This is a genomic window from Spirosoma aureum (assembly GCF_011604685.1).
GTDB classification, from domain to species: Bacteria; Bacteroidota; Bacteroidia; order Cytophagales; family Spirosomataceae; genus Spirosoma; species Spirosoma aureum.
The window spans coordinates 2,674,496-2,696,430 of record NZ_CP050063.1 but is presented as its reverse complement, the minus strand read 5'-3'; the positions used below and the strand labels follow the sequence as shown (position 1 = coordinate 2,696,430).

General features: G+C 45.8%; 20 protein-coding genes. 8 read left to right on the top strand and 12 right to left on the bottom strand.

Annotated elements, in window-relative coordinates:
• Positions 1-224: 224 nt before the first annotated feature.
• The 8 genes from G8759_RS10590 to G8759_RS10555 form a co-directional block, all read right to left on the bottom strand.
• Positions 225-1,517, bottom strand: coding sequence for a Zn-dependent hydrolase (locus G8759_RS10590; RefSeq protein ID WP_167207735.1), 1,293 nt, complete (start codon positions 1,515-1,517; stop codon positions 225-227).
• Between the two features lie 69 nt (positions 1,518-1,586).
• The gene (locus tag G8759_RS10585) at positions 1,587-2,750 is read right to left on the bottom strand and encodes a DmpA family aminopeptidase (RefSeq protein WP_167207733.1); all 1,164 of its coding nucleotides are present in this window, start codon (positions 2,748-2,750) and stop codon (positions 1,587-1,589) included.
• A gap of 14 nt (positions 2,751-2,764) precedes the next feature.
• Positions 2,765-3,784: a proline iminopeptidase-family hydrolase gene (locus G8759_RS10580; protein WP_167207731.1), complete on the bottom strand. Its 1,020-nt coding sequence runs from the start codon at positions 3,782-3,784 to the stop codon at positions 2,765-2,767.
• A 135-nt stretch (positions 3,785-3,919) separates the two neighbouring features.
• Positions 3,920-4,786 (bottom strand): alpha/beta fold hydrolase, encoded by an 867-nt coding sequence (locus G8759_RS10575; protein WP_167207729.1) that lies wholly within the window; start codon positions 4,784-4,786, stop codon positions 3,920-3,922.
• Between the two features lie 44 nt (positions 4,787-4,830).
• Positions 4,831-5,334 carry a RidA family protein gene (locus G8759_RS10570; RefSeq protein ID WP_167207727.1) on the bottom strand — a complete coding sequence of 168 codons (504 nt, stop codon included), beginning with the start codon at positions 5,332-5,334 and terminating at the stop codon, positions 4,831-4,833.
• A gap of 246 nt (positions 5,335-5,580) precedes the next feature.
• Positions 5,581-6,159: a hypothetical protein gene (locus G8759_RS10565; RefSeq protein ID WP_167207725.1), complete on the bottom strand. Its 579-nt coding sequence runs from the start codon at positions 6,157-6,159 to the stop codon at positions 5,581-5,583.
• Positions 6,160-6,273: 114 nt separating this feature from the next.
• The gene (locus G8759_RS10560) at positions 6,274-7,533 is read right to left on the bottom strand and encodes a hypothetical protein (protein WP_167207723.1); all 1,260 of its coding nucleotides are present in this window, start codon (positions 7,531-7,533) and stop codon (positions 6,274-6,276) included.
• Positions 7,534-7,673: 140 nt separating this feature from the next.
• Entirely contained in the window at positions 7,674-9,452 is a 1,779-nt protein-coding gene (locus G8759_RS10555) for a hypothetical protein (RefSeq protein WP_167207721.1), read from the bottom strand.
• Between the two features lie 448 nt (positions 9,453-9,900).
• Here G8759_RS10555 and G8759_RS10550 point away from each other — a divergent pair, with 448 nt between their 5' ends.
• Together G8759_RS10550 and G8759_RS10545 are read left to right on the top strand one after the other, a co-directional pair.
• Positions 9,901-10,311 (top strand): DoxX family protein, encoded by a 411-nt coding sequence (locus G8759_RS10550; RefSeq protein ID WP_167207719.1) that lies wholly within the window; start codon positions 9,901-9,903, stop codon positions 10,309-10,311.
• Positions 10,312-10,496: 185 nt separating this feature from the next.
• On the top strand, positions 10,497-11,021 hold the full coding sequence (locus G8759_RS10545) for a lipocalin family protein (RefSeq protein ID WP_167207717.1): 525 nt from the start codon (positions 10,497-10,499) through the stop codon (positions 11,019-11,021).
• Between the two features lie 166 nt (positions 11,022-11,187).
• On the opposite strand, the gene fbaA is transcribed toward G8759_RS10545, so the two are convergent.
• On the bottom strand, positions 11,188-12,267 hold the full coding sequence (fbaA, locus tag G8759_RS10540) for a class II fructose-bisphosphate aldolase (RefSeq protein ID WP_167207715.1): 1,080 nt from the start codon (positions 12,265-12,267) through the stop codon (positions 11,188-11,190).
• 349 nt (positions 12,268-12,616) lie between these two features.
• Between fbaA and G8759_RS10535 the strand changes: the two genes are divergently transcribed.
• Together G8759_RS10535 and G8759_RS10530 are read left to right on the top strand one after the other, a co-directional pair.
• Complete coding sequence (locus tag G8759_RS10535) at positions 12,617-13,423, top strand: sugar phosphate isomerase/epimerase (RefSeq protein ID WP_232074202.1); 807 nt, start codon at positions 12,617-12,619, stop codon at positions 13,421-13,423.
• Positions 13,424-13,521: 98 nt separating this feature from the next.
• Entirely contained in the window at positions 13,522-15,084 is a 1,563-nt protein-coding gene (locus G8759_RS10530) for a hypothetical protein (protein ID WP_167207713.1), read from the top strand.
• On the opposite strand, the gene G8759_RS10525 is transcribed toward G8759_RS10530, so the two are convergent.
• Positions 15,053-15,283: a DUF2905 domain-containing protein gene (locus tag G8759_RS10525; RefSeq protein ID WP_167207711.1), complete on the bottom strand. Its 231-nt coding sequence runs from the start codon at positions 15,281-15,283 to the stop codon at positions 15,053-15,055. The two genes, G8759_RS10530 and G8759_RS10525, sit on opposite strands and share 32 nt — an antisense overlap.
• 525 nt (positions 15,284-15,808) lie before the next feature.
• Between G8759_RS10525 and G8759_RS10520 the strand changes: the two genes are divergently transcribed.
• Positions 15,809-17,875 (top strand): DEAD/DEAH box helicase, encoded by a 2,067-nt coding sequence (locus tag G8759_RS10520; RefSeq protein WP_167207709.1) that lies wholly within the window; start codon positions 15,809-15,811, stop codon positions 17,873-17,875.
• Positions 17,876-17,944: 69 nt separating this feature from the next.
• Here G8759_RS10520 and G8759_RS10515 read toward each other — a convergent pair whose 3' ends face one another.
• On the bottom strand, positions 17,945-19,018 hold the full coding sequence (locus G8759_RS10515) for a zinc dependent phospholipase C family protein (RefSeq protein ID WP_167207707.1): 1,074 nt from the start codon (positions 19,016-19,018) through the stop codon (positions 17,945-17,947).
• A 103-nt stretch (positions 19,019-19,121) separates the two neighbouring features.
• On the opposite strand from G8759_RS10515, the gene G8759_RS10510 reads away from it, so the two are divergent.
• The 3 genes from G8759_RS10510 to radC all read left to right on the top strand — a co-directional run bounded on the left by G8759_RS10510 (position 19,122) and on the right by radC (position 20,711).
• Complete coding sequence (locus G8759_RS10510) at positions 19,122-19,520, top strand: Dabb family protein (RefSeq protein WP_162390201.1); 399 nt, start codon at positions 19,122-19,124, stop codon at positions 19,518-19,520.
• A 105-nt stretch (positions 19,521-19,625) separates the two neighbouring features.
• Positions 19,626-19,892 carry a 30S ribosomal protein S20 gene (rpsT, locus tag G8759_RS10505; protein ID WP_167207705.1) on the top strand — a complete coding sequence of 89 codons (267 nt, stop codon included), beginning with the start codon at positions 19,626-19,628 and terminating at the stop codon, positions 19,890-19,892.
• Positions 19,893-20,015: 123 nt separating this feature from the next.
• On the top strand, positions 20,016-20,711 hold the full coding sequence (radC, locus tag G8759_RS10500) for a RadC family protein (protein WP_167207703.1): 696 nt from the start codon (positions 20,016-20,018) through the stop codon (positions 20,709-20,711).
• Positions 20,712-20,731: 20 nt separating this feature from the next.
• Here radC and G8759_RS10495 read toward each other — a convergent pair whose 3' ends face one another.
• Positions 20,732-21,883, bottom strand: coding sequence for a site-2 protease family protein (locus G8759_RS10495; protein ID WP_167207700.1), 1,152 nt, complete (start codon positions 21,881-21,883; stop codon positions 20,732-20,734).
• Positions 21,884-21,935 lie beyond the last annotated feature (52 nt).

The following is a 21,935-nucleotide window of genomic DNA, read 5'->3' as shown; positions in this document are numbered from 1 at the left end:
TTGCTTTTACTCGAACCCTTTCATGGGCCGCGAACCCGATTTTCTATCCGAGTCAGGGCAATTTATACAGAGTGGCAACTGAATCGGTGCTTAGGTCTAACTCCTCGGCGGCCCGTTAGTGTATCCCATTCTGGTTGACTGCTGATAAGCTACTAAATCTTGAAATCTTATGGCCCTCAAACCTAAAGGGCGGCCCGGCTTATAGGGTTGTAATCACAAGAGTACTAGTTTCGGTCGATGGCCAACATCGTTTGCAATAACACATTGGCCCCATTTCCAATGTCAACTCCTTTTGAGAATTCTTTGGGGGAGTGACTGATGCCCCCAACGCTGGGTATGAAAATCATGCCCACGGGTGCGATTTGCGCCATTTCCTGCGAGTCATGCCCGGCTCCGCTCTGCATATACCGGTACGATAGCCCCAACGCTTTAGAAGTACTGATGATTTTGTCCTGAATCGGTTTGGCCGTAAGAGCGGGAGTTACCGGCACTCCAGACTTTCCGAATGTGATTGTCGTTTCGGAGGCTTTGGCAATTTCCTGTGCTTTGCCTTCTACTTCGTGAAATAGCTTCCAGATTTTATCGTATGACAAATCCCTGATTTCTATACCCAGCACCACCTTACCCGGAATAACATTATATGCACCAGGCTCGATCGCTATTTTCCCGACTGTACCGACCTGCCTGCCTTCATGACTCGTAACCACCTCGTTCAGGGCCACAATCAGTTTAGCCGCTGCCAGCAGCGCATCGCGTCGACTATTCATGGGCGTTGTGCCAGCATGGTTGGCCGCACCTTCAATCGTTACGTCCCAGTGTTCAATCCCGACAATTCCCTCAACCACACCAATCTGCAAATTTTCTGTCATTAAGATACCGCCCTGTTCGATGTGCAGCTCAATAAAAGCCGTCAAATCGCCTTTTTTTCTGACTACTTTGCTCAGACTATCCGGGTTACCGCCAATTGCCCGAATACCATCGGCTATCGTCAGCCCACTTTGCGTTACCGACTTTAAGGCTTGTGGGGTGATTTTACCGATTATGGCTCCGCTCCCGATTGTGCCCCCTTCTTCATTGGCAAAAATGATCAGTTCCAGCGGGTGTTCCGTGATGATGTTATTTTCGTTGAGAGTTTCAATGAGTTCCAGCCCGCTAATGGAACCAACAGGCCCATCGTAATTGCCGCCATTGGGTACACTATCGATATGCGAACCAAAGGCGATGGGTTTCAGGGCAGGGTTCTTCCCTTTTCGTCGGCCAATGATATTGCCCGCGTAGTCGACCGTTACGACGAGTCCGGCTTTTTTCATCAATCCCATAAAATAGGCCCGGCCTTCCTGATCGGCTTTACTATACCCTACCCGACCAACTCCACCGTTGGGTAATGCGCCAATTTTCGATAACTCCAGCAGCCGATCCTGAATCCGCTGCTGATTGATTTTCAGGTTGCTTGTCTGTACCTGGGCAACGGCCACAGATGAAACCAGAAACAGGCAAACAAGTAGTATGTTTTTCATGGACTCTGTCAGAAAGGTTTGATATGTGTATTTAGCCGATATGGTGTTTTAAATTGAAACCTGCTGGGTTTACTTAATTCGCTTGTACTTTTTCAGTAAATCAATGACCCGCTTATGCGGAAGGCCATACGCTTTATTTCCATTAATGCCCTCCATGGTTTCGGCAGCAACCATGGCATTGATAATGGATTCCTCTACGGCCTGAACGGTGGCCTCAAAAAGCGGATTCATCTGATCATTGGGCAGTTGATCCAATTTGGCGATATTTTCTCGTTGAAAAGCCGTTGGGTTTGCGGTTGAAAAGGCAATGAAAATGTCTCCCGAACCATTGTTTCCTTTACCGCCAACAATACCCACGCCCAGCGAAACTCGGGTGGCTATTCGTTTCAACTGATGCGGTAATAAAGGAGCATCGGTGGCAACAACTACAATGATAGATCCATCCCCTTCCTGTTTGTAGGATGGCGGGCCTTTGATCTCATAATTCAGGGTATCTTTCAGTTCTTCGCCGATGGGTACACCTGCAATGGTTAAATGTCGTTTGGTGCCAAAATTAGATTGAACCAGTGCGCCGACCGTATAAGATAAGTCTTTAATCTTTACGACTCTTGATGATGTTCCTGTTCCCCCTTTGAAACCCAGACACATCATGCCTGTTCCTCCGCCCACATTGCCCTCTTCCAGAAAGCCGGATTTAGCCTTGTCTAATGCCTCAAAAGCATGGCTTTCCTTGACATGAAAGCCATAAATATCATTCAGTCCACCATCGTATGTTTCGGCCACAATTGGGTACGTGTACCAATAATCTTCTTTATACCAGCCTGTTTTGACGAACCATTTCAGGACGGCATCTCTAACAACCCCTACACTATTTGTATTGGTGATCATAATGGGCGTTTCCAGAAATCCGGATTCGGTAATCCAGGTTGTTCCTGTCATTTCGCCATTGCCGTTCAATGAATACCAATTTGAAAAAACAGGGTTATTCGTTCTGCCTCTTGGTAAAATAGCGGTAACGCCAGTTCTGACGGGGCCTTTTCCCCGTATATTTTTCCCCTGACCCGATATGATGGTGCTATACCCGACTTCTACACCTTTTACATCGGTTATGGCATTGAATTTTCCGGGCGTTCCAGAGAAAGGAATGCCAATTTCTCGTGCTCTTGGCTTTTGCCCAAAAACCGAAATCTGGCTTGCCAATACGAAAAGGAGTACGATAAAATAGTTGATCATGCGAACAGTCGGTTTTATAAGTTTCCAGAATCAACATCGTGAATAAACTTGACGACGCCGTTCATAAATACCTGTTGGTCATCCCACATGGCCAGATGGCTTCCGTTGGGGCAATATAGATAGCGACCTTTTTTGACCAGTTTGCTTTGCTCCTCCATCGCCTTGGGGTCCATCGTATCGTGTTTAGCGCCAATCATCAAGGTAGGGACCGTCAGTTCGTTCAGGCGATTTTTAATATCCCAGCGGGCAAGTCGACCGCTAATCCCAAATTCACTTGGCCCCTGCATCAATACATAAATGTCATTGTTAGCATGTTTCATAGACCGATTAAAACCATCAGGCCATTCAGCCAGACGGCATAAATGTTCATGATAGAAATTGGGGATGAGCAATTCCATATAATGCGGATTCGTGAAATCCTTTTTCGCTTCAATCGCCCGAACTTCTGCGAGCACTTCGGGTTTCATTTGTTTGGCGAGTACGTCGTCCGCGTATTTTCCATATTCAGGGGCGCTGGCCATCATATTGGCAACCAGCAATCCTTTTAAATGCTTCTGATACTTCAAGGCATACTCCATTGCCAGAATACCACCCCACGAATTGCCCAGCACATAGAAGTTTGTACTGTCGGCCCCAATGGCCTGGCGAACCTGTTCGACTTCCTCAACAAACCGCTCGGTTGTCCAGAGGCTGGTATCTTTTGGCTGATCGCTGTAGTAGGAACCTAATTGATCGTATTCATAAAATTCAAAGCCCTGTCGCTGAAAAAACGTCTCAAAACATTCCATGTACTCATGCGTCATGGCGGGGCCACCGTGTAACAGCAGGATTTTTATTTTTGGATTGTTGCCAAACCGTTTTGTCCAGACCTTGAACTCACCAACTGGCGTTTTAATCGGAATCAGCCTTACTCCCGCCGATTCCAGCGAATCACCATAACTAAAATAATCTGCGACGGAGACAGCAGTTGATTTGTCTTTTTGCCGGCAGGAAACAAGAAGGCAAATTGCCAAAATGAAGGAGAGTAAACGCATGTGTTTAGAGATGAAAATGTTGATGAATTCAGGTTATGACTTTCGTGCTGTGCCACGGTTAGTCATGACACTCAAAAATAACCGTGGCACGGAACGAAAGTAATGCAGGTGGCAAAGGCTGTGATTATCATACACCTAGTCGAGCTGGGCCATGCCCTTTACTTTTCGGTAGGGCGTTTTGAAAAAATCTCCGACAACCTGATTAAACATATCCTTATAAACGATGAGTGTCGAGTGGCCGGAGTTGGGTAAAATCCACAGATACGATTGTGGAATAGCCTGCGCAATGGCCATCGTATGCTTTGGCAGAATCACATCATTATCGCCACCGATAACCAGCGTCGGACATTTCACCTGTTTCAGATCCGCCGTTGAGATATGCGGATTAAATATCATCAGACTAAGCAGCTTCTTCTGTGCTTTAACCGCTGGTAGTTGCGGCACCTTCGCCAGACTATCATTAGTCGATACGATCCACTGAAAAAGAGAAGGCTCAATGGCCGTTGTATCGGGCCATAAATTTGCCCCGGTAATGGCCAGTTTCTTTACCTTTTCAGGATGCCGCATCGCTAACAACAATCCATCGATGCCCCCGTCGCTCCAGCCAACAACGTAGCACGAATCCACATGAAGCTGATTCAGCAGGGCATTAAAATCGTCAGCCATCATTTCGTAGGTAAGTGAATCACCAGGATCAGTCGATTTTCCCTGCGCCCGGCTATCGGCCAGAATTACTTTGTAATGTTTGGCAAAATACGGAATCTGGTTTTTGAAGTTATTGATAGAACCGCCGTTGCCATGAATGAAGAGCAGAGGTTTACCCGCGCCATAGACTTCGTAATACATGTTAAAACCCCGGATGTTGGCGTATTTTCCAACTTTGGCATTGTTGCCGTACTCCGTGTTACCGGTCGAAGCAACGGGTAATGTGGATTGGGCAAAAGCAAATAACGTCAACAGAGAGGTAACCACGGAGAGGAGTAGTTTTTTTGATACGCTCATGGTTTTGGGTTATTACCTTATTTTATGAAGACAATATACCCAACTTATTGGGTCTTATGGGCTTCCAGATTAATTTCAATCAATTGACCCGGTAACGCCAGCCCTTTGACTTCAAGCCACGTACCTGTTGGAAAATTCTTTTGGTAAATCAAATTTCTATAGCCCGATTGATTGATAAACTCACGCATGTTGGTCGTGTACACATTTTCAACCACAACGTCGTCGAAAGTGTAGCCGTAGTGTTTCAGCACTTTGCCAAGGTCGGCGTAGCAGTTTTTCATTTGCTCTCTCAGGTTGCCAGGGGCTATTAAATTCCCGGCATCGTCCATGCTCACGCCCCCCGATATTTTCAGATCGTTACCGATCCGGACGGCGTTTGAATAGCCGTAACTTTTTTCAACCTCGGGTCGTAGCAGGAAATAGTCCAGCGTGTCGGATTGAGTCCTTGTTTTCTCATCAGCTTTACCTGGTGTTGAAGTGCAGCTAACGGCAACCATGAGCAGAGTAATTGAGGTAGTTAGTACTCGAGTGAATTGTTCAATTTGCATAAGTTGAGGGGAGTTAAACCTAAAAAAACTTGTAGCACCAAAATCAGGTTGATTTTGGCGCTACAAGTTTCCGACGATACTCGCAAAAAAGCTTCTGATATAGTATCAAATATTTCGCTTATTGTTGCAGGAATGGTTGTTTTAGGGGATTTTGCTACCCGGTAAGCGACAGCTAGTCAATCGGGGCCTTTCTCGATTGACTTATTCTTGGTTACTTTAAACAAAATCAATCGTCGACACCGAGGCCTAAATTATTATATCGCCATCAGCCACCATTACTTGCAGAATGGCCGCGGCACCACATTGTTTTGACACAGCTTTCGGGTCAAATTTACCATCCTGAGTAAATTTTCCTTTTTGATAATGATTGGTGAAACTCCATAAGTAAGGGGTCAATACTTCCGGGTGCTTAATTCGGTAGCCAAACCCGTTAAAGCCTTCGAGTTTAAACAGAATGACGGGCAACGGCCAATTCTGCACACCTGATAAACCGTCAAAAGTTAACGCATCGATAGCACTTTCCTGCCAGGTAAAAGGGGCTTTTCCGGGAGGGCGATTCTTCGGAACATGAACCGTTTTGGCACTTAAGGGATCACCGTTGTGCAAATGAGTTTTAAAATTTAGCCCACCCTCTAAGCTGTGGATAACGGCTACAACAAACCAGGGGACCCTGGTAGCGTTCTCCACCAGTTCATAGACTGGTTTATTGGCCACTATTTTGTTTTTGATTTTTACGGCTTCGTTCTGCTTCACGGGATTAATCAGACAAGAGCCAAACAGACTCTCATATTCGGTCGTGAGTTGAGGATTTAGATTAATAGACATTGAAGTAGGAATTTAGAAACGGTTTATATTTTGATTTTAACTACCCGAACCCCGCAATTTTTAGCCAAACCTGCGATAAAGGCCCGGCAAATCTGTCATTCTATAATGGCGTTCTTATTGGCTTTTAGCCTGTTGCGATTGTTTAGCCTGCTTCGTGGGAATAAACCAGCCATCCATAAACGGTTCCCGCTGATCATTGTGAACCTTAAAGCCCATGACAAGTCCTAGCTGGACAAACGGGTAACTGTCTTCGAGATAGATATTATAAATATCCTGGCTGCGATAACCGGCGGCAATGAAAGCCGATGTCGTTGAACTACGTAGTGCCTGATAAAAACCAGCGTGGTATCGAAACTCGACATTGGGCCAGAGTCGCCACGGGCCCGAACCCGCGCCTATGTATTTACTGGAACCGATCGATACGTCGACAATAAAACGCTGTTTTTCATACTGCGAATCGGGTATGATACCTAAGGTCTGAGGGTCATTATAGTGGGCTACATCAATCCATTGCCCTCGCATATGCAGTTTAGCAAGGCTATAACAGTTGCATTTCAGCAAAGGCTCACCTGGTATCAGCACATGTTCAACACCAATAAACCAGCTCCGGATTTTGTCCCAATTATGAACGTTCGTTTTCGTTGCCGATAACTCATTCAGTGAGGTTTGCCCCCCTTTTTTCCAATAGCCCCAGGTAACGCCTAACTCAGTGACTAAATTGACGGAGAAATTACCATTATAGATGTTAAAATTCCGATTGGGCGGACGCGCAGGATCATCATTTCTCCCATCCTGACCATTTGAGTGATGGAAAAGTGAGAAACTGTAATAACGATACGGCAGATAACGATCGCTTTCCGACTCAAAAGCGCTAAAGGCTTCCAGTTTTTCACGATTCAGGTTGGGCATCGCAAAGTAAACGGTCCCACCAGGCAAATAGCTGGGCGTTCGTACGGGAAACGACCGGTCCCACGTTGCATTTTGATGATCGCGGGGCGAGTAACTACTGTCTCTTAGAATTCGTACGATATACCGGGGAGTCAGATCGATCGCTACACTTCCTTTCATATCGTTAAATAGAAAGAAATGTGGATTGATATCAGCAGAAAGGTAATAATTACGATGCGTTGTTTGGTTTCCCAGGTGCCATTCCGAAAAGGGAGGGCTCACATAGTTCTGTAACCCATTCCAACGATATAGCTTTTTATAGAGATAGTTCCGGAATTTTTTGACCGCCAGCCGTGACGAATCCTTATTGAGAACGGCTTCAATTTTCCCCTGCTTTAGCGTAAACAAAGGCGTCGGTTGTCCAGCAACTTTAAAGCTACTGGACAACACACAGATGAAAATGAGGCCATATAAATATCGATGCATAGCAGTATAGACCTGAAGGAAACCGGGCCAACTAGTGCCCGGCCCAACAATACGGCCAATAGCGTAATTGAGTACAGACAGTAGGCAGATTGACGGCATTGAACCTTAGTCAGTTAGGGCAGTTAGTCGTAAAAGTCAGCCTAGGGTAACGCATTAATTGCATCCAGCCGGGCAAAGACAAAATCACGTCCGTTTTCAAAAAATAGCCGATCTGCCACTTTGTCAATAGGTAACGAAGCAGGTAGACTTACATTGAAATTCTCCAGGTAGGATTCGAATTGCTGTACGAATTTATTTTTGAATTCGCCAATGTGTGTTGCATCAGGGCAGCATTCCAGCCCATCAATAAGGCCATCCAGGTCTGATCCAATGCACAGTGTTTGCCCGAGCATTTTCTCAACAGCCACTTCTCCGCCGATCCGGTCAGCCAGTTGCATGGCATGGAGTATGTGCATATAGAAATGGCGGGGATGGATAAAATCTTTAACGTTTGTACTATTGCCGCCCCCAATCGGATGCAACTGTATGAAGGTTTCAAGCCTAACGCATCCGGCTACCCGATTATCATTTTGTGAAACTTGCCCAAACAAGGGTTCAGCTTTTAACTCAGCCTGGGAGATAAAATCGGTATCGGTAACCAAGTTCACATCCTGTAATCCCCTGGCGTTCATGCTGACATTGTCCGTAAGCGGGCTGTCATCGATCTGATCAAATATGATTTCAGTATACCCAAGAATACGCTGATCCAATGACAAGCCGATCAGGCCATTGGACTTAAAAATGGCTACAATATCTTCATTGAACAGGTTTATAGTACTGGCATTGAACCCTATGCCATCCAACTGTTTACAGGGTTTACCCAATGTGATTTTCCGTTGAAAATTACCCTCATTGCTGATAGCGGCTAAATCACTATTTGGCTTATTCTTTGAGGTTACAATGAAATCTACGAATCGTTCTTCACCTGGCTGATCAAACCAGCATCCTGTGAATCCAGCATGAGAGCAAACAATAGGCGCATCAATTCCATGGTTCCCAAACTCCCTGTCTCTAAACGCATAAAACTGTTTTCGCGCCAGCCAACTCATGTGCTTGACATCAGGCAAAACCTCCCGGCTATACAGTTCCTTCACGATTAGTTCGCCCAGAGCGGTAAATCCGTTTCCAATCGGCCGCAAATGATCTTCATGAAACCCATTTTCCCGATACCCATCGGCGGCATAAGCCTGGTTGGCAAAAATGTCATTTCTGAAATCAGTATGGGCTATGTTGACCGCAATGATTTTATGATCACTGGTTAACAACGAATCCAGATTGGTGGTGATCTGGCCGACAATTGTATCTGGATTCGTCTCCTTCAGATCATTACGGAGGCAATGGAGTCCTTCTACTGCAAATACCGCATGGAGCGGATCAGCATCAGTAGGCTCAAAATTACGATCAATTAATTTTTCTATTTTTTGATGGGTCGCATTCTCCCTGAAGAGTAGGTCCAGATCATTTTTTATGACAGAAAAAGGGTCTATTTTGTCTAGATCTGTAGCATCTTTTCCAGCTAAACTATCAAAACGCCCTTTTGTCAATATATTCCCGAAGCCGCCGTTTGTGACAATATCATAGAAGCCTTTATTACTTCTGATCAATTCGAGGATGCCTTTATCGGGTGCGAAAAGTACCAGAATAGCTAGTTTATAATTGTTTTCCGTTAACTGAGTCAGCGATGCCTGAGAAGCCAGGGAGCTCTCAACGAATGGCCTTAGTAAACATTTAACCAGTGGATTAAGTGCTTTTAAAAATTCCTTTGTATCGGTTGTTCGCCAGGGGTTAACCGTCGGAAGACCTGAAACAGGTACTTCAACGGGGTTAGCAAACTGCTTTTTCAGCGAGGGATGAATGTGTGAATCAAAGAAGAAGGCCATGGGTTCTTAAAGGTTAAAAGTCATCTAAAGGTAAGCCTTCAAGAACACAGCTGCACGGGTAATTTCCCGTATTTTATCGGGCGAAAAAACTGGTTTTCAGCAAATTAAAATACAAATCTGTGGGTCAAATTTCTCTATAGCTCTACTGAGGCTCCATTTAACCGCAAAGCAAACGAAGGCAAACTCGCAAAGGGCGGTAAGTCTTTGGATAAATTCCTTTGCGGTCTTTGCGGATTCAACTCAGTATGCTTTCTGGTTAAATTGAATAGTTAAATAGGCTCACATCTACGGGGTAACGAAAGCTCATCGCCAGTGGGATGGGATTATTCCTACATGATAAACAGGTCTTAAGAATGTCTATTCCAGCTTTCATTTTGTCCGGTTAGCGTTCAAATACCTATGCCATCCAACGGCTAAGAACAAATTTTGAACAAAAAAAGAAGAAATCATGACGACCAAAACAGCAAAAACAATTTATTGGATCGGAACGGCGCTAACCTCCCTGTGGTTTGGTGCAAGCGGTTTTTTTGAAGTTACCCGGAACCCGATTGTTTGGGACATCACACTGGCGTTAGGCTACCCGGTCTATTTTATTTACGTGCTGGGTGTGGCCAAACTACTGGGCGTGGCTGTATTGCTGGTTCCAGACAAACTGCTTAGGTTAAAAGAATGGGTGTTTGCCGGTATATTTTTTGATATCATTTTTGCCTTTGCCTCCAAACTCAGTGTATTTGGCTTTTCAGCTACTGTCGACGCTATTGTTGCGTTCATTATGGTAACGGTAACTTACTTCATGTTCAGAAAAGTATTCAGTGGGCCTTATTTTAATCAATCAATGGTAGTTTCTGCTACTAATTGAACACTCCGCGATTGTTTCTGGATAGTGCATTATAAAGTAAAAGGTGTATGGCTTTCAAACCATACACCTTTTACTTGTATATAATTATCTAATTATACTATATTTAATATACTTCGATGTATATCTTTGGCGCAGTAATCATAAATATGCCAATCAGTTATCATTTTTTCATTCTACCATTTACAATGACACGCAAACACTATTTACTGTACTTTACGTTTCTGGCAATGACACTCGCAGGGTGTTCCAAGTCCGACGATAGCACCGTCACCCCAACTGATAACAACGCCGAATTACTAATCCGGAAATGGACTTTTTCTGAACTTACAGTCAAGACCGATGCCAAGTTGTATGTGATTCCACCAAGTAATGCCAATATGTTCGGTGACGACAATACTGTAACTATCAATAAAGATGGCACCTATTCTTATTTAGAGCAGGGAAAACAAACAACAGGAAAATGGACACTAACCGATAAAACTTTGGCCCTGATCGATACAGACAAAATAGAGTCGCACTGGACAGTGAATACACTTTCCAGCACAGCCCTCGAAATAGCTAGTGTAAATGTGAATGTGACGAAGACACCTGATAATGAAGGTCAAACGATAGCAGCGCTAGCCTATATATTGCTGACATCGCTCGACAATTTCGATTTTATGAAAGAACCTCAGCCCAAAAGTCTTCAATTGATAGCTAAGGCGAAATAACTTAAAAACACGACTTACCAATATAGGCCTCACTGATAGCCGTGCCACAGTTACTACTGGTTGATAAACAAACCGTGGCACGGCTATCAGTGAGGCCTATAATAAACTAAAAACGGCCGTACGAAATTCATCAGTACGGCCGTTTTTAGTTTATAGGAAAATCTAATTACGCCAGTCGATTGATGCAGTTCAGATCTTCGAACGCAATTTTCAGACGTTGAACCATGCTTTCTTCGCCTTTACGAAGCCATACGCGTGGATCGTAGTATTTTTTGTTCGGTGAATCAGCCCCTTCGGGGTTGCCCAACTGCGATTGCAGATAACCTTCCTTCGCTTTGTAGTATTTCAGAATACCTTCCCACATGGCCCACTGCATATCGGTGTCGATATTCATTTTCACGGCTCCGTAGCGGATCGCTTCCCGAATCTCCTCACGACTCGATCCCGAACCACCGTGGAACACGAAGTTAACCGGGAGTGGACCCGTAGCGTATTTCTCCTGAATGTATTTCTGTGAGTTGTCCAGAATGATTGGCGACAGCTTCACATTACCAGGCTTATACACACCGTGTACGTTCCCAAAAGCAGCCGCGATTGTGAAGTTTGGCGAGATTTTGCTCAATTCTTCGTAGGCGTAGGCTACTTCAGAAGGCTGCGTATACAATTTCGAATCATCAACATCGGAATTGTCGACGCCGTCTTCTTCACCACCCGTTACACCAAGCTCAATTTCAAGCGTCATGCCAATTTTGGCCATCCGTTCGAAGTATTTCGAGCATATTTCAATATTTTCTTCGATTGGCTCTTCCGATAAGTCGAGCATATGCGACGAATACAGTGGCTTACCTGTTTGGTCGAAATGTTTTTCGCCAGCATCGAGCAGACCGTCAATCCACGGCAACAGTTTTTTAGCGCAGTGGTCGGTATGCAGAATCACCGGTACACCGTAGAGTTCGGCCACATGATGAACGTGCAGCGCCCCGGAAATGGAGCCAGCAATGGCAGCCTGTTGTTTGTCGTTGGGAAGGCTTTTCCCAGCGTAAAAAATACCACCACCGTTCGAGAACTGGATGATTACCGGCGAATTAACAGCTTTGGCCGTTTCCAACACGGCATTGACGGAGTCTGTGCCGACAACATTGACGGCAGGCAGGGCGTAATCATTTTCGTTGGCGTGGCGGAAAATTTCGGTGACGCCTTCTCCGGTAACAACGCCGGGCGCAAAACGAGTGGCTACTTCGCTCATGATTAGGGCTAATTTTTGGATTCGTTCAAGAAATAGTTTGCCGAAAAACTGACCGGCCAACCTATCTGGTTTCAGTGGGTAAAGTTGGGGATATTGTGAAAAAAAAGCTAATTATGTAGCAACGCTTTCAATCACAGACACCTTTTACCAGCTAAAAATTAAGTGTACCGACCTGGTATTGAGTGGCTAAACAACATCCTTCCCTGATAACTTTACAACCAGTGAGGGATTTGGCGTTGAGCATCGACGCATTTATGAACCATACCACGAGCATAAACTAAAATTCTGACTGCTTTTTAGCCTATTTTTTTCTATCAACTTTGACCCTATAAACTAAGGCCTTACACTCTTGAAAACCCTCTTTTTCTGCCCGATGTGGGGTATGGAAAGCCTCTCCTACACAGAAGCCGCCCGTCGCGTGAAAACCGCCGGTTACGACGGCATGGAAATTTCTGCTGGTCCCGACAAACGCAATGAGGCCGTTCAGGTCATGTACGATAATGGCCTTGAGTTAATTCTGATGGCCTTTGGCGGAGGCAGCAATTTTATCGAACACAAAAAGAAATACCACGACGACCTCCTCGACATTGCGTCGTATAAGCCGCTGTTTATTAATGCTCATACCGGCCACGACTATTTTACCTTCGAGCAGAATATCGAGCTGATTCAGGTGGCAACTGACGTTCAGAAACAAACGGGAGTTCGCATTCTGCACGAAACCCACCGGGGGCGGTTCTCATACAGTGCCCCGGCTATACAATACTACCTGCTCAAAGTTCCCGAACTTCGCTTAACTGCCGATTATTCGCACTGGGTTAATGTAGCGGAGTCTTACCTGAGCGATCAGATGGAGAACGTTAACCGAGCCATTGCGGTCAGTGATCATATTCACTGTCGTGTCGGGCATCCAGAAGGCCCGCAGGTCAATGATACGCGCGCACCTGAATGGAAAGATGCGCTCGAAAGTCATGCAAAATGGTGGGATGCCATCCGCGCCCGTCTGCAAAAGGCCAATACCCCTACCCTGACCGTTACCTGTGAGTTTGGTCCGGCGGGTTATCTGCCAACACTCCCGTATACCCAACAACCAATTGCCAGTCAATGGGATATTAACGTTTTCATGAAAGATTACCTGAAAAAACGGTGGCAAGTGTAGTGATTTGTTGCGTTCTATTTTCAGGCCAATTCGCCGTGCGGTAAGATTTTTGCTCTAATATCTCATAAATAGAAACCGGACTTCGTAAATTCGATTATATGTCTCGAATTCTATCTATAATCTGCCTGCTTCTGTTCATCTCGCTGCGTCCGGTATGGGCTCAACTGGCCCAGTCGCTGCGGATCGAGATTCCGTCTGATCCCAATGAGGCCGAATCGTTCGATATAACACCGCTGGCCGAGCGGGGCGTTTTAATGACCATTCAGACAGGAAATTATTACGATAATACACCCAACAAATTCAACTTTCAGCGGTATAATACGGAGCTTAAACAGATTTGGCGAACCGAATTCAAACAGGACATCAAATTCCGGCCCGTACTTTCCTACGACAACAATCAATACGTATATCACCTTTTCCGTGAATACGATACGGATCATTTCCAGTTTTTACGCCTGCATCTCGACGATGGGGTTATTGAAACTTTCGAGGGCAACTTAATCGACCAGTTTGACATACAGCAGTTTAAAGTCATGGGAAGCCAGGCTTATATTGGTGGCTATCACCACGGACGCCCAGTCGTCATGTCGTTTTCGTTCTTCGATAGCTCCACCAAAGTGCTGCCAGGTATGTATGTCAATCACATGGAAATCAGCAGCCTGGAAATTGACGAAATCCGGCAGGAAGTTAATGTGCTGGTTCATTCGACTAAACGCAGTTGCCGGTTTTCGATCAGAACCTACACTTATGACAGCAAGCTGCTCCGAACGGTCGATTTTGACAAAGCCAAATACACCCTGATCTCCGGGAAACTCCTGCCGGTCAATAGAAATGAATCGATTCTGGTTGGCAATTATTCGACGGATTGTACGCCCTATTCTCAGGGTATCTATGTAACCCGCATTCATCATAGTGATCAGGTTGATGCGTCGGCTGAAGCGGTTAACAATATTCAGTACATCGAGTTTTCGCAGCTACAGAATTTTTTCAATTACTTAAAACCCCATCGGCAGCAGAAACTGTTGGCCAGAGCCTTGAAAAAGAAAGAAGAAGGTAAGGACTACAAATTCCATTATCGTTTGCTTGTTCATGATTTGCAACCCACACCCGACGGCTTAACGATGGTCGCAGAGGTCTATTACCCCCAATATCGCGGCAACACATTAGCTTATGGCGGCTATTTGCGTGGGGCCGACCGCTACGAGGGTTATCGCTATACACATGCATTCATTTGTGGTTTCGACATACAGGGCAAACTTCTCTGGGACAACTGTCTTCCGATTAAGGAGCTTCTTAGTCCTGAATTGACTGAAATGGTACAGGTTTCGCACCAGGGAGACCGCATGGTACTGGCTTACCCCAACGACGGTGAAATCACTACGGAAGTTATTCAGGGAAGCAAAGTGTTAAAGGAAACAGAGAAGTTTAAACTTCAGACCAATACACAGGATGAAAAAATAACATTTACGGCCCACGAAAATTTGATGGCTTGGTATGACCGGCATTTTCTGGCTTATGGTTTCCAGAAAATCGCTCCGTCGAAAAACTACGCCAGCCAACGTGAAGTCTTCTATCTGAATAAACTGACTTACACGCCTGAGACGTCACCCGCCAAACCTGCCGATGCGACTACCCGAAAAAACGACGGATCAGAACGATAAGTAGATTCAATACTACGCTGACAACGATACAGGTGACTATGGGAAAATAAAACACACCACCGTTTTTATTGTCAATTCGAATGTCGCCGGGCAAACGACCTAACCAGTTCAGTTTATCGCCCAGAAAATAGACGACGAGGCCAACCAGAACCAGACCGATTCCGATTAGTATGATATATTTACCAATGGTTGAGTTCATCGTATCAACTTGATAAGGTTCCAGCCAGTAGTAATTTATGATTGATAAACGATTTTCTTTCCATCTGCATCCACAAAATTGCAGAATGTTTATTTTAGGTATCATTGAGCGAAGAAATAGCCCCCGACAAACCCGATTCTAAAATAAATACAATTATTAAAGCGCTCACTTGCTTTTCAAAGAATCTTTTCTTACTTTTGCACTAGATTTTACAAGCGACATCCGTCGTATCTCTGTTTCTCTCCTTTTTACACGCTGAGTTAGGTCTGACAGAGTCCGGTATGGATGTACAGGATGGGTTTCTGTGTGGACGCTCCCGGGTGGGGCACTTGCGCGTGGGCTAATCGTCTAATTGTTCGGGCCAGTTGTTGGTTTGTTGTCTTCTCCCTGTAGATAGGTCGGGAGTGTGGTCCTTGTTGGGTCGTTGGGGCAATCGTTCGTTGGGCAATTCTCGCATTATCGCGCCGTTCACAGGCACTGACTCGTCTTCGCTTGGATGATTAATTCTACATTTTTCCCAAGTTAATGAAAACGAAAAAAACGAACACTGATAGTCAGGACGAAACGCTGACCGTGGATCAATCGGTAATGGAAATGGCACAAACAGACAATAACGATCTGGAAACACCTGTAGCCAATACAGAAGTAGAGAACGCTGTGGCGGAAGTTATTTCTGTGGAAGATACACCAGTAGCTGCCACCACACCCGACGCAACCGGTACGCCTAAAGTCGATCCTAACCAGATCCTTTTCTCAAGCCTTGATATTTCAGAAGACCTATTACGGGCTGTTACCGATATGGGCTTCATTAGCCCATCGCCAATTCAGGCGGAAGCGATTCCACCAATTCTGGCAGGTCGCGACGTTATTGGTCAGGCTCAAACTGGAACTGGTAAAACAGCCGCTTTTGGTATTCCTGCTCTTGATCTGATTGATGTTCAGGACCGTGCAGTACAGGTACTTATTCTTTGCCCAACCCGTGAACTGGCTCTGCAGGTAGCAGAAGAAATCAAAAAACTAGCTAAATACAAACGGGGTGTCCGTATCGAAGCGATTTATGGGGGTGATTCCATCGAACGGCAGATCCGGTCCCTTAAAAGTGGAGTTCATATCGTGATCGGAACACCCGGTCGTGTTATGGACCACATGGAACGCAATACGCTTAAACTCGACCACGTCAAGATGATGATTCTTGATGAGGCCGATGAAATGCTGGATATGGGCTTCCGCGAAGACATCGAGAACATTCTGGACGACATGCCCGAAGAGCGGCAGACGATCCTGTTCTCGGCTACGATGTCGAAGCCGATCATGCAGATCACTCAGAAATTCCAGAAAGACCCTGTTCTGGTAAAGGTCGTCAAACGAGAACTGACCAATACCAATATCGAGCAGGTGTATTTTGAAGTGAAGCCAAAAGCAAAAGTTGAGGTCATGTGCCGTCTGATCGACATGTATGACCTGAAACTATTGCTCGTATTCTGTAATACGAAACGCAAGGTCGACGAGATCGTTGAAGATCTGCAAATTCGCGGTTATCAGGCAGAAGGCCTACATGGTGACCTTCGTCAGGCACAGCGGAATAACGTCATGAGTAAGTTCCGTGCCGGTACGACCAGCATTCTGGTTGCTACTGACGTAGCCGCTCGTGGTATCGACGTAGATGACGTCGATGCTGTTATCAACTTCGACATTCCGCTCGACGAAGAATATTACGTACACCGTATTGGCCGGACGGGCCGCGCTGGCAAATCAGGCCGGGCGTTCTCGATGGTTGGTCGTGACGAAAAATATCGTTTCCGCGAAATTCAGACCTATACCAAAGTAAAGGTTGAAAAAGGTGTAATTCCGTCTTTTGAAGACATCGTTGGCGTTCGGAAAGCTCGCTTTATTGAGCAAATTCAGCAGACGATTCAGGAAAGCCAGGATCTGAACCTGTATTCGGATATGCTTACCCAACTGCAACACGCAGGCTTCTCGACCGAACAAATCGTGGCAGCTCTGGTGAAACGCAGCATGGGTCTCGAGAAAAACGAATTTGCCGATCAAAATCTTGGTCTGGAAGATGATCGTCGGTCGGGCCGTGACAAGTACGCCGATCGTGGCCGTGGCGATGCGCCGGGCCGCTTCGATGATCGCCGTGGTGGTGACCGCGGAGGTTCCCGTTTTGGCGATAGAGACCGGCCGTCTTATGGCGATCGGGGTGGAAACCGCGACCGGCCTGCTTTTGGTGATCGGGGTGGCAACCGCGACCGGCCTGCATTCGGTGATCGGGCCAGACGTTCTGATGCTCCAGACCGCGACCGTAAGCCTTACTTTGACCGTGACGAACAACGGGCACCCCGTGAACGTGACGCGAACATGACTCGTCTGATGGTGAGCATTGGCCGTAAGGATTACGTTCGGCCGGGCGATATTGTTGGTGCCATTGCTGGCGAAGCCAATATTCCAGGCAATACCATTGGCAGCATCGATATCTTCGACAAATTCACTTACGTTGATGTCCCTAAAGAAGTAGCCAACCGCGTTCTTGACGTTATGGAAGGCAATACGATCAAAGGACGCCGTGTAAATATTGAAGTAGCACGATAACAGTCAAGTTGATTGTTGTAAAAAAAGCCACCTTCTCAGGTGGCTTTTTTGCGTTAGATCCAGATCAGATCAATCCTCACTTCGTACCGAAAACAATCGTTTTAGCCAGCTTTTCTTTTCTTCATTCTCTTCTTTCGTCTCCTGTTCGGTGAGTTGATAATCCGCCAGTGCTTTCAGATCTGGCTGACCAGCGTCGACCCAGCATGTGTACCAAAAATCACCAACCATCCTGATCGATGCCCGCATTTGTCGCTCCACCTGACCACGCAGGCGATCATGGTATTTCTGCGAGAAATCGGACGAATAAACTTTTGTGGAAAGTCCATTCCGATCCTCAAAACCGAATTTACGTGTTTCGCCTATCTCTTCGGTCAGTTTCTCCTCAAACCGCAAAACCGAGTCTAGCGCAGCATTTGCATTGAACACCGCGCGCCAGGCTACTTTCTGGGGCGAGTTGAGGTAAGTGGCCTGTCCGGTTAGAAAATCGTAGTCGACACTGAACAACTCAGGCAAACGCGACTCCCAAAAGCCATGAATACCTTGTTGGTTTGTCAACTGGCCATTGTAGTTACGGGTCGTGTGTAAAGGCACATTGGCATCAGCAATATAATGACCCAAATCAGCAGCAACGCGCAGAATTCGGCGGACATTACGTTGCCTGAATGCTTCGGTTAGCTGGTACTTAGTCAGTTGTATCTGCCAGGGTACAAGTCCGTGTAAAGCAAGCGTATCTTCACCATATCGCTCCGTTGCTTCTTTATAGAAACGCGGAAGTGTCGTTACTGACGTATCAGGGTAAGCATCAAGGTCAATAAAATGACGCGGGGCCTCCCCTACTACCGCATATCGGCGTTTATCGGGATTGACAGCATTGTCGGCCAGAAAGCCGATATGTTTTTTAAAGAATGGCATCATTTCGGTTGGGAGCGTAAATACAGCCAGCCGATTAATCTGCTGATGCGCATAAAATCCCCACATAGGCTGAAGCTGTGGCGGCTGATGACAAATTGACTTTTTCCAAGAAATCCCGTCCTGATAAACCTCGCTTTGGGGGGTTATTTTTTCGTATACCGGCTTACCACTCAATAAACTTTCCACAAAAAACTGGACGGACAGGGCCAACCAAATAAAACCGTTGTACATTTGATAAAACGTGGTACTTTAAGACTAAAACATTTAACTATTCGAAAAAAGCACCACGTAATTCAAAATAAAATTCCGAAAAACAGAAAAATATCAAATAATCATGAATGCTAAATCACGAGGTTACGCTCTCATTGTTGTGCTGATGTGCGCTTTTGCTTTGACAATCTATGGTGCCTACTCACCTGCCAGAAAAGCCCAGAAACAGCAAGTTGTGTGTATAAAATTCAAAAAAGGGGTTGAAAACGCAGCTGTTGAACAGCATATGAATGGTTTTGCGGCCCTAAAGCACGAAATTCCACAGATCGTTGGTTATACGTCTGGTAAGACAATTTTGCCTAATCAGGCCGTTGCAGACTATGATGTGGTCCATTATCTGACCTTTCAGAGCGAAGCCGACATCAAGACGTTTGAGCAAAGTGCTGTCTACAAACAGTTTGTTGCACAGAACCAGGGAATTTGGGATAAAACCTTGGTCGTCAATGCAGATATTCGTCCATAAATAGGCAAAACTTCTAGAAATTCGGATGGAGCTATTGACTGTTCCATCCGAATTTCGTATTTTTGCGCCCTCTTATCGCGACAACGATTTTTATATTACATACAAATGGCAAACCATAAGTCAGCAAAAAAAGCAATCCGGTCGAGCGCCAAGAAGCGGTTGTTGAACCGTTACCAGCACGTAACGACCCGGAACATGGTAAAAAAACTACGTACCACCACCGACCACGCAATGGCGGTTGAATTGTTCAAGTCGGTTTCGTCTGCTTTGGACAAACTTGCTAAGCGCAATATCATCCACAAAAACAAAGCAGCCAACAACAAATCGAAACTGGCTCGTTTGGTGAATGGTCTGAAAACGGCAGCAGCTTAGGCTTTAGACGTCCTATTCCTGCATAGTAACATTTTTACCGATAATGAAACCTTATCTTTTGGTGGATAGGGTTTTTTTATGCACTTTGGAAACGAAAAGCTCGTCCGTAACTAACTCGTTTCCATGATTTACGCAACCTCCGGTACGATTCAAAGCTGGGCAGAGGAAGACCGCCCGCGCGAAAAACTAATGCTGAAGGGCAAAGCAGCCCTGTCTGAAGCCGAATTGATCGCCATTCTGATTAACTCAGGCACCATTGATCTGACGGCCGTTGATGTAGCGAAAATCATTCTCAAAAGCGTTGATAATAATCTCAACGAACTGGCCAAGCTCAGCATTAAAGAACTATCTAAATTTCGGGGTATCGGCGAGGCCAAAGCAATCAGTATTGTGGCTGCCCTTGAACTGGGTCGCAGGCGTAAAGAGCAGGATCGGCCCCAACGGGCACGTGTTACCTGCTCGCGCGATGCCTACAACGAAATGATTCCACACTTGATCGACAAGCCCCACGAAGAGTTCTGGATTTTACTGATGAATCGGGCTAATGAAATTCTTCGGCCCGTACAGATCAGTTCAGGAGGCATATCGGGCACAGTTGCCGATACCAGAATTATTTTCAAGCAAGCCATCGAGCACCTGGCCTCGTCAATGATCTTACTTCATAACCATCCTTCTGGCAATCTACTGCCTTCTCAGGCCGACAAAGACCTGACCCGAAAGCTTAAAGAGGCTGGGCGGCTCCTGGAAATTCCCGTGCTCGATCACCTGATTTTTACGGACAAAGCCTATTTCAGCTTTGCGGATGAGGGTATTCTATAGTTGATGGTTTGCGAGCTTAGCTATGTTACCAAAAACGGCTTCAGGCTAAAACACAGTACAAAAACAACTAAGGCTAGCCAACCCAGAATCTTACGTTTAGCATCCAGCGGCTCCTGTAACTCGGTTTCGGGATGGTAGATGCCAAGGAATCGACCCAATACGAAGACAAATACGAGAAAACCAGAGTAACCTTCCCATTGCGGCTGAATCCAGGAAAAGACCAGTTGTGTCGCCACAACGCTAAGCGTAATAAGCCACGAGGTCATCCGATTCTCACTGATCCGTGAAAAAGCCAGATACAGGAAGCCAACATATAAGCCAAAGGAGCCTAGTTCAGAAAAAAATGCCTCGTTAGTCGGTACAGCAAAATCCGACGGTTTAAACAAGCCTAATCCGGCATAAAACGCAAAAACGATGAATAAGGCTGGTGCCACCCACCGATATAAATCCCGGCCTATTAAGGCATAAAGAATATGGCCGCCATCTAATTGCCCAATCGGAATTAAGTTAAGCGAGGTGAAAAACAAAGCCAGATAACCCGCCATTAGATAGGGGTAGTGGATCATCTCATAGGGGTGCGGCACACGCGCAGGATCGGCTACGTAGGTCTTAAAAAAGTTGAACAGCAAATTATCGCCCAGCCCTACCGCTCCACCTGGTGGCAGATTCCGGTACGCATACTGCCCGTAATCAAGCCCCCACTTCTGGTATTCGGGGTGAATTGTAAAGATATACTCCGGTGGCGGCAAGTGGGTAAATCCATACCACAAGACAACCAATGCCAGCGCAAACCCAGCCAATGGCCCGGCAATACCAATATCGAAATATTTTTTGCGGCTGTTGATATAATCTTTAATCCTGATAAATGCCCCCAGTGTTCCAATACTCTGTCCGATTCCCAGCCACAGCGGAATGTAATAGGGCAGTGTTACGCGAACTTTATTGGCTTTTGCGGTAAAATAATGACCAAATTCATGGACAGTCAGAATGGCTAGAAAGGGAATCGAAAACTGAAAGCCAGCTACAAACTCCTCCCAGCCAAGCGTCTTCATTTTTTCGATCGGTATGAACAACCGACCGAACATCCACTCGGCCCCGGCCATAGTGGTAGTAATCAGAGTAACTAAAAAAAGACCTCCGTGGAGGAGGTACGTTTTGGTACGTTGGCTCATTAATGCTGTATGCTATAGGGTGTATTCAACTGGTTGCATGATCTGGAATTGT